The following is a 946-nucleotide window of genomic DNA, read 5'->3' as shown; positions in this document are numbered from 1 at the left end:
CCTGTTCCAGGCGCCGACCGTGGCCGGCCTGACCGCCCTGCTCGACCGGCGCGGCGAGGTGGCCCCGAGGCCGCCGCTGCGGCCCGTCGAGCGCCCCGAGCGGCTGCCGCTCTCGCACGCGCAGCAGCGCCTCTGGTTCCTGCGCGAGTGGGAACGGGTGTCCGGCGCCTCGACGTACACCGTGCCGACGGCACTGCGGCTGCGGGGCGAGCTGGACGAGGGAGCGCTGCGGGCGGCGCTGGAGGACGTGGTGGGCCGGCACGAGAGCCTGCGGACGGTGTTCCCGGTCGTCGACGGCGTGCCGTGGCAGCGGATCGTGCCGGTCACGGGCGAACCACTCGTCCCGTGGGAGGTGCGGGCCTGCGGCCGGGACGAGCTCGACGGGCGGCTGGCGACGGCGTCCGGCCACGGCTTCGACCTCGCGGGCGAACTCCCGATCCGGGCCTGGCTGTTCCGGATCGCGCCGCAGGAACACGTGCTGCTCCTGGTGGTGCACCACATCGCGTGCGACGGCTGGTCGACGGGCCCGCTGCTGCGCGATCTCGCCGAGGCCTTCGCCACCCGTAGCACCACCGGCGACGCTCCGGCGTGGACCGGACTCCCGGTGCAGTACGGCGACTACGCGCTCTGGCAGCGGGAGGTGCTGGGCGACGAGGACGATTCCGAGGCTCTGGCGAACCGGCAGCTCGACTTCTGGCGCTCGCGCCTGGCCGGACTGCCGGAGGAGCTCACGCTGCCCACCGACCGGCCGCGGCCCCTGGAACCGGGCTTCGCCGGTGGGGTGGTCGACCTGGCGGTGCCGGCGGACGTGCACGCCGGGTTGGTGGGGTTGGCGCGTGAGTGCGGTGCGACGTTGTTCATGGTGCTGCGGGCGGGGTGGGCGGTGTTGTTGTCGCGGTTGGGTGCGGGCAATGACATCCCGGTGGGGACGGTGGTGGCGGGGCGG

1 protein-coding gene is annotated in these 946 nt (G+C 74.8%); it reads left to right on the top strand.

The genetic code is table 11. The features are described from left to right. Nucleotides 1-19: 19 nt before the first annotated feature. A partial coding sequence (locus tag PUR71_RS21735) for a condensation domain-containing protein (RefSeq protein WP_329928741.1) occupies nt 20-946 on the top strand: 927 nt, incomplete at its 3' end.

Source organism: Streptomyces sp. SP17BM10, from assembly GCF_036322405.1.
Classification (GTDB): Bacteria; Actinomycetota; Actinomycetes; order Streptomycetales; family Streptomycetaceae; genus Kitasatospora.
The sequence above is the reverse complement of the archived record's forward strand: the minus strand, read 5'-3'. Positions and strand labels throughout refer to the sequence as shown.